The sequence below is a fragment of the Pseudomonas sp. NBRC 111127 genome, from assembly GCF_001320345.1.
In the GTDB taxonomy this organism is placed as follows: domain Bacteria; phylum Pseudomonadota; class Gammaproteobacteria; order Pseudomonadales; family Pseudomonadaceae; genus Aquipseudomonas; species Aquipseudomonas juntendi.
The window spans coordinates 20,947-28,834 of the sequence record NZ_BCBD01000066.1 but is presented as its reverse complement, the minus strand read 5'-3'; the positions used below and the strand labels follow the sequence as shown (position 1 = coordinate 28,834).

Here is a 7,888-nt window from a genome sequence, read left to right as displayed (position 1 = left end):
TCTACACCGTGGAAGGCACCCAGGCGGACATCCCACGGCTGGCCGAGGAGTTCGGCCTGCGCGTGACACTGGGCATCTGGATCAGCCCCGACCTCGAACGCAACGAGCGGGAAATTGCCACCGCCATCGAGTTGGCCAATACCTCGCGCAGCGTGGTGCGCGTAGTGGTGGGTAACGAGGCGCTGTTCCGCGAAGAAGTGACACCGGAAAACCTCATCAAGTACTTGGACAGGGTGCGTGCCGCGGTCAAGGTCCCGGTAACCACCAGTGAGCAATGGCATATCTGGAAGGAACACCCGGAGCTGGCCAGGCACGTCGACCTGATTGCCGCGCACATCCTGCCTTACTGGGAATTCGTGCCGATGAAAGACTCGGTGGAGTTCGTGCTCGACCGTGCCCGCGAGCTGAAGCAGCAGTTCCCGCGCAAGCCGCTGTTGCTGTCGGAGGTCGGCTGGCCGAGCAATGGCCGCATGCGCGGGGGGGCCGATGCCACCCAGGCCGATCAGGCCATCTACCTGCGCACCTTGGTCAACACGCTCAACCGCCGTGGCTACAACTACTTTGTCATCGAAGCCTATGACCAGCCCTGGAAGGCCAGTGACGAAGGCTCGGTAGGCGCTTACTGGGGCGTCTACAACGCCGAGCGCCAGCAGAAGTTCAACTTCGAGGGGCCCGTGGTGGCGATTCCGCAGTGGCGCGCCCTGGCGGTCGCGTCGGTGGTGCTGGCCATGATCGCGCTGATGGTGCTGTTCATCGACGGCTCGGCCTTGCGCCAACGCGGCCGGACCTTCCTGACGTTCATCACCTTCCTGTGCGGGTCGGTGCTGGTGTGGATCGCCTACGACTACAGCCAGCAATACAGCACCTGGTTCAGCCTGACCGTCGGCGTGTTGCTGGCGCTCGGCGCATTGGGGGTGTTCATCGTGCTGCTCACCGAAGCGCATGAACTGGCCGAGGCGGTGTGGATCCACAAGCGCCGCCGCGAGTTTCTGCCGGTACAGGCCGACAGCGCCTACCGGCCCAAGGTGTCGGTGCATGTACCGTGCTACAACGAGCCGCCAGAAATGGTCAAGCAGACCCTCGACGCCCTGGCCGCGCTGGACTACCCCGATTATGAAGTGCTGGTGATCGACAACAACACCAAGGACCCGGCCGTGTGGGAACCGCTCAAGGCCCATTGCGAGAAACTGGGCGAACGGTTCAAGTTCTTCCACGTCGCACCCTTGGCTGGCTTCAAGGGCGGCGCGCTGAACTACCTGATCCCGCACACCGCGCCAGACGCCGAAGTGATCGCGGTGATCGACTCGGACTACTGCGTCGACCGCAACTGGCTCAAGCACATGGTGCCGCACTTCGCCGACCCGAAAATTGCCGTGGTGCAGTCGCCGCAGGACTACCGCGACCAACACGAAAGTGCATTCAAGAAGCTGTGCTACAGCGAATACAAGGGCTTCTTCCACATCGGCATGGTCACCCGCAACGACCGTGACGCGATCATTCAGCATGGCACCATGACCATGACCCGGCGCAGCGTGCTGCAAGAACTGGGCTGGGCCGAGTGGTGTATCTGCGAGGACGCCGAACTGGGCCTGCGTGTGTTCGAAAAGGGCCTGTCGGCCGCTTATGCCCACAACAGTTATGGCCAGGGCTTGATGCCCGACACGTTCATCGATTTCAAGAAACAGCGCTTCCGCTGGGCATACGGTGCCATCCAGATCATCAAGCACCACGCCGGCGCCCTGCTGCGCGGCACGGGTAGCCAGCTGACGCGCGGCCAGCGCTACCACTTCCTGGCCGGCTGGCTGCCCTGGATCGCCGATGGCATGAACATTTTCTTCACCATCGGCGCGCTGCTGTGGTCGGCCGCGATGATCATCGTGCCGCACCGGGTCGACCCGCCACTGATGATTTTCGCTATCCCGCCGCTGGCGCTGTTCTTCTTCAAGGTCGGCAAGATCCTCTTCCTCTACCGGCGTGCGGTGGGGGTGAACATGAAGGATGCCTTCGCGGCGGCGCTGGCAGGGCTGGCGCTGTCGCATACCATCGCCAAAGCGGTGCTGTACGGGTTCTTCACCAGCAGCATGCCGTTCATCCGCACGCCAAAGCATGCCGACAGCCATGGCTTGCTGGTGGCGATTGCCGAGGCGCGCGAGGAACTGTTCATCATGCTGCTGTTGTGGGGCGCAGCGCTGGGTATCTACCTGGTGCAGGGGCTGCCGAGTTCGGACATGCGCTTCTGGATGGCCATGCTGCTGGTGCAGTCGTTGCCGTACGTGGCGGCACTGGTGATGGCGCTGCTGTCGTCGCTGCCCAAGCCTGCGCACAAGGCTGCCGAGGCGCAGCAGGCTTGAGATGTTGGGGGCGCTTGGCGCCCCTTTCGCGACTGGTTTGCTATAAGATAACGCCCCTCAGATTTCCCCGCCTTGCCTTGCCCCGGAGTTCCCCATGACGGCCCCTGCCGAGCTCTCGCCTACCCTTCAACTGGCCTGCGACCTGATCCGTCGCCCCTCCGTCACCCCCGTCGACGCCGATTGCCAGGCGCAAATGATGAACCGCCTCGGCGCCGTGGGCTTCCAGCTCGAGCCGATGCGCATCGAAGACGTCGACAATTTCTGGGCGACCCATGGCCAGCAGGAAGGCCCGGTACTGTGCTTCGCCGGCCACACCGACGTGGTGCCCACCGGCCCGGTGCAGCAATGGCAACATGAACCGTTCGATGCGCTGATCGACGCCGACGGCATGCTCTGCGGCCGCGGCGCAGCCGACATGAAAGGCAGCCTGGCCTGCATGGTGGTTGCCAGCGAACGCTTCGTGCAGGATTACCCCGACCACCGCGGCAAGGTCGCGTTCCTGATCACCAGCGACGAGGAAGGCCCGGCCCACCACGGCACCAAGGCTGTGGTCGAACGCCTCAAAGCACGTAACCAGCGCCTGGACTGGTGCATCGTCGGCGAACCGTCCAGCACCACCCTGCTGGGTGACGTGGTCAAGAACGGCCGCCGTGGCTCGCTGGGCGCCAAGCTGACCGTGCGCGGCAAACAGGGCCATGTGGCCTACCCGCACCTGGCGCGCAACCCCATTCACCTGGCCGCACCGGCCCTGGCGGAGCTGGCAGCCGAGCACTGGGACGAAGGCAATGCATTCTTCCCGCCGACCAGCTTCCAGATCTCCAACCTCAACGCCGGCACCGGTGCCACCAACGTGGTTCCGGGCGAGCTGACTGCGCTGTTCAATTTCCGGTTCTCCACCGAGTCCACCGTCGAAGGCCTGCAGGCGCGGGTGTCGGCGATCCTCGACAAGCACGAACTGGACTGGTCGATCGACTGGGCGCTGTCAGGCCTGCCGTTCCTCACCGAGCCGGGCGAGCTGCTGGGTGCCGTTTCGGCCAGCATCAAAAGTGTCACCGGCCGCGACACCCAACCGTCGACCAGCGGCGGCACGTCCGATGGCCGCTTCATCGCCACCCTGGGCACCCAGGTGGTCGAGCTGGGCCCGGTCAACGCCACCATCCACCAGGTGGACGAGCGGATTCTGGCCAGCGACCTCGACCTGCTGACCGAAATCTACTACCAGACCCTGGTCCGGTTGCTCGCCTGATGCTTGCCTGCCCCCTTTGCCAGGCGCCGCTGGCGCAAGTCGACAACGGCGTGGCCTGCCCGGCAGGCCACCGCTTCGACCGGGCCCGCCAGGGCTACCTGAACCTGCTGCCGGTGCAGCACAAGAACAGCCGTGACCCGGGTGACAACCAGGCCATGGTCGAGGCGCGTCGCGACTTTCTCGACGGCGGCCACTACGCGCCGGTGGCCCAGCGCCTGGCCGAACTGGCCGCCGAGCGCCAGCCCGGTGCGTGGCTGGACATTGGCTGCGGCGAGGGCTACTACACCGCGCAGTTGGCCCAGGCCCTGCCCGCGGCCGACGGTTACGCCCTGGATATCTCCCGCGAGGCGGTCAAGCGTGCCTGCCGCCGCGCACCGGCTGTCACCTGGATGGTCGCCAGCATGGCCCGCGTGCCGCTGGCCGATGCCAGCTGCCAGTTCATCGCCAGCGTATTCAGCCCGCTGGACTGGGCCGAAGCCAAACGCCTGCTCAGCCCCGGCGGTGGCCTGATGCGGGTAGGCCCGACCAGCGGCCACCTGATGGAACTGCGCGAAGTGCTCTACGATGAAGTACGCCCTTACGCCGACGACAAGCACCTGGCCCTGGTCCCCGAGGGCATGGTCCATGCCCACAGCGAAACCCTGGCGTTGCGCCTGAGCCTGGCAGCCCCCAAGGCCCGCGCCGACCTGCTGGCCATGACCCCACACGGCTGGCGCGCCAGCGCCGAAAAACGTGCACGGGTAATCGACCAGCCCGAGCCGTTCGAGGTAACGGTTTCCATGCGTTATGACTATTTTGTGCGCCAAGACTGAGCACACCCGGAGCCCTTATGCGCCAACCTGATATCGAGATCTACCTGAAGGACGCCGACGTCGACCACAAACAGATTGCCGGGTGGCTTGCCCAGGCGATCGGCCCGTGCAGCGAATGGAAGCAGAAAGGCCAGACCTTCAAATGCCATGCCGGTAACATTCCGGTCACTTGGTTACCGAAGGCTGTAGGGAAATGGAACAGCCTGTACCTGGAAAGCGACCAGACCCCCTGGGCCGACGATATTGCCTGCGCCCGCGCTGCATTCGCCGCACTGGGGGTGGAAGTACGCTGCGCGCCGGGTGGCTGGGTCGAGGAAGACGGCGAGGAAGATGCCGACCGCTGGGTCCGCATCAGCGCCGACGGTGAAGAGGAAATCACCTGGCGTACGTCTTGAGCTTGAAGCTTCAAGCTGCAAGTTTCAAGAAGGCTCGCATCAGGCTGCAAGTACACGGTCACTTGCAGCTTGAAGCTTATAGCTTAAGGCTCAGAGGCCTACCACGTCTTCGGCTTGCAGGCCTTTCTGGCCCTGCACGCAAGCGTATTCAACCCGCTGCCCTTCGACCAGGGTACGATGCCCCTCACCGCGAATTGCCCGATAGTGGACGAATACATCCGCACCACCTTCGCGCTGAATGAAGCCATAACCCTTGGCATCGTTGAACCACTTTACATTCCCAGTCTCACGAGACGACATCTGAACTACTCCGGTTTTTTATTGTGAAGATCGCCGTGCAGGCATGGGCTTACCTGCCCCGTGCCAACGCCGCTTGCCGAAATAACCTGCAAGTGGCAGGCCGAGTATATGCCACAGCACAAAAAAAATTGATGACGGTCCCGCTGTTGGCCGATTTTTGCTGAACTTACGCACATACGGCAGACTAATTAACTGGATACTCACCTGAACATCACACCCAGGGCACACACCCCATGACCCGTTCCCCCCTGCGCCGCCTGATTTTCGGCGCCCTGCGTCGCCTGTTGTACCTGTGGGTGCGCTCCGAAACCATCAACCAGTCGGCCATGTCGTTGAACCTGGACCGCAGCCGGCCAGTGATCTACGCCTTGCCTACCCCGGCGCTCACCGACCTGGTCGTACTCGACCACGAGTGCACCAAGGCAGGGCTGCCGCGCCCGGTGCTGCCGGTAACGGTCGGTCCGCTGCAGGAACCCGCCGCGTTCTTCTACCTGACCCCCGACCCCGACTGGCTGGGCCGCCAGGACAAGCGTGGCGCCCCGCCCACCCTCGAGCGCCTGGTAGCTGCCGTTACCCAGCATGCCGAGGAAGATGCGCAGATCATTCCGGTCAGCGTGTTCTGGGGCCAGACCCCGGCCAGCGAGTCCAGCCCGTGGAAACTGCTGTTTGCCGACAGTTGGGCAGTGACCGGGCGTTTGCGGCGGCTGCTGACCGTACTGATACTCGGGCGCAAGACCCGCGTGCAGTTCTCTGCCCCCATCCACCTGCGTGAACTGGTGCAGCACAACAAAGGCCACGAACGCACCGTGCGCATGGCCCAGCGCCTGATGCGCGTGCATTTTCGCAACCTCAAGACCGCGGTCATCGGCCCCGACCTTTCGCACCGGCGCAACCTGGTCAAGGGGTTGGTTCATGCACCGCTGGTGCGCCAGGCCATCGCCGAGGAGGCGCAGCGCGAAAACCTGCCGCTGGCCAAGGCCGAAGCCCAGGCTTTGCGCTACGGCAACGAGATTGCCTCTGACTACACCTACACTGCCATCCGCTTCCTGGAGGTGGTGCTCAGCTGGTTCTGGAACAAGATCTACGACGGCATCAAGGTCAACCACATCGAGCAGGTGCAGGGCATCGCGCCCGGCCACGAAGTGATCTACGTGCCCTGCCACCGCAGCCATATCGACTACCTGCTGCTGTCGTACCTGCTGTTCCGCAACGGCCTCACGCCACCGCACGTGGCCGCGGGCATCAACCTCAACATGCCGGTGGTCGGCAACCTGCTGCGCCGTGGCGGGGCGTTCTTCATGCGCCGCACCTTCAAAGGCAACCCACTCTATACCGCGGTGTTCAACGAATACCTGCACACCCTGTTCACCAAGGGGTTCCCGGTGGAGTACTTCGTCGAAGGCGGCCGTTCCCGTACCGGGCGCATGCTGCAACCGCGCACCGGGATGCTGGCCATTACCCTGCGCAGCTTCCTGCGTTCGTCGCGCACGCCTATCGTGTTCGTGCCGGTCTACATCGGCTATGAGCGCGTGCTCGAAGGCCGCACCTACCTGGGCGAGCTGCGCGGTGCCAGCAAGAAGAAAGAGTCGGTATTCGATATCTTCAAGGTGTTCGGCGCGCTGAGGCAGCGCTTTGGCCAGGTGTCGGTCAACTTTGGCGAGCCGATCCGCCTGGCCGGCTTCCTCGACCAGCAACAACCCGGCTGGCGTGAGCAGGAGCATGGCCCGCAATACCGCCCGGATTGGCTTAACGCCACTACCCATCGCCTGGGTGAGACCGTGGCCCGCCACCTCAACGAGGCGGCGGCCATCAACCCGGTCAACCTGGTGGCCATGGCATTGCTGTCCACCAGCCGCCTGGCCCTGGATGAACGCGCCCTGGTCCGCGTGCTCGACCTGTACCTGGCCCTGCTGCGCCAGGTGCCCTACTCGCCGCACATCACCCTGCCCGAGGGTGACGGCCAGGCCTTGATCGAACACGTGCGCAGCATGAACCTGGTCGCCGAGCAGAAGGACGCCCTGGGCCGCATCCTGTACCTGGACGAAGGCAATGCGGTGCTGATGACCTACTACCGCAACAACGTGCTGCACATCTTCGCCCTGCCGGCGCTGCTGGCCAGCTTCTTCCTCAGCAGCTCGCGCATGAGCCGCGAACTGTTGGGGCAGTATGTGCACGCGCTGTACCCGTATTTGCAGGCCGAACTGTTCCTGCGCTGGGCGCCGCAGCAATTGGACGACGTCATCGACCAGTGGCTGGCGGCGCTGGTCGAGCAAGGCCTGCTGCGCCAGGACAACGACATCTATGTGCGCCCGCCGCCGAGCTCGCGGCAGTTCGTGCTGCTGACCCTGCTGGCCCGCACCATCACCCAGACGCTGCAGCGTTTCTACATGGCCACGTCCCTGCTGCTCAACAGCGGGCAGAACAGCCTCAGCGCCGAAGCGCTGGAAGACCTGTGCGTGATGATGGCCCAGCGCCTGTCGATCCTGCATGGCCTGAACGCCCCGGAGTTCTTCGACAAGACGCTGTTCCGCCACTTCATCCAGACCTTGCTCCAGCAAGGCGTGCTGCATGCCGATGCCCAAGGCAAGCTGGGTTACCACGACAAGCTCGGCGAACTGGCCGAGGGCGTGGCCAAGCGCGTGCTGTCGGCCGAGCTGCGCCTGTCCATCCGCCAGGTGGCGCTGCATCGCGACGAGCCTTCAGACGTGGTGCAAGGGTAGCTTTTCTGTCTGCCGCCAGGCCTTGAGAGGGGACAGCATCGCCGTGCTTTCCCCCTCTCAAGGA

6 protein-coding genes are annotated in these 7,888 nt (G+C 64.1%); 5 read left to right on the top strand and 1 reads right to left on the bottom strand.

The features are described from left to right. The 4 genes from APH30_RS14075 to APH30_RS14060 all read left to right on the top strand — a co-directional run. Positions 1 to 2,351: glycosyltransferase (locus APH30_RS14075; protein ID WP_054912886.1), on the top strand; the 2,351-nt coding region annotated here is incomplete at its 5' end. A gap of 94 nt (positions 2,352 to 2,445) precedes the next feature. Beyond that, positions 2,446 to 3,597 carry a succinyl-diaminopimelate desuccinylase gene (gene dapE, locus APH30_RS14070; protein ID WP_054912884.1) on the top strand — a complete coding sequence of 384 codons (1,152 nt, stop codon included), beginning with the start codon at positions 2,446 to 2,448 and terminating at the stop codon, positions 3,595 to 3,597. Further along, positions 3,597 to 4,409 (top strand): putative RNA methyltransferase, encoded by an 813-nt coding sequence (locus tag APH30_RS14065; protein ID WP_047150000.1) that lies wholly within the window; start codon positions 3,597 to 3,599, stop codon positions 4,407 to 4,409. The genes dapE and APH30_RS14065 overlap by 1 nt, the downstream gene beginning before the upstream one ends. A 17-nt stretch (positions 4,410 to 4,426) precedes the next feature. Further along, a complete protein-coding gene (locus tag APH30_RS14060; protein WP_054912883.1) occupies positions 4,427 to 4,804 on the top strand; it encodes a hypothetical protein in 378 nt (125 codons plus the stop codon). Between the two features lie 90 nt (positions 4,805 to 4,894). On the opposite strand, the gene APH30_RS14055 is transcribed toward APH30_RS14060, so the two are convergent. Further along, the gene (locus tag APH30_RS14055) at positions 4,895 to 5,104 is read right to left on the bottom strand and encodes a cold-shock protein (RefSeq protein WP_003252255.1); all 210 of its coding nucleotides are present in this window, start codon (positions 5,102 to 5,104) and stop codon (positions 4,895 to 4,897) included. A 233-nt stretch (positions 5,105 to 5,337) separates the two neighbouring features. Here APH30_RS14055 and plsB point away from each other — a divergent pair, with 233 nt between their 5' ends. Continuing rightward, positions 5,338 to 7,824 (top strand): glycerol-3-phosphate 1-O-acyltransferase PlsB, encoded by a 2,487-nt coding sequence (gene plsB, locus APH30_RS14050; RefSeq protein WP_054912882.1) that lies wholly within the window; start codon positions 5,338 to 5,340, stop codon positions 7,822 to 7,824. Positions 7,825 to 7,888: the final 64 nt, after the last annotated feature.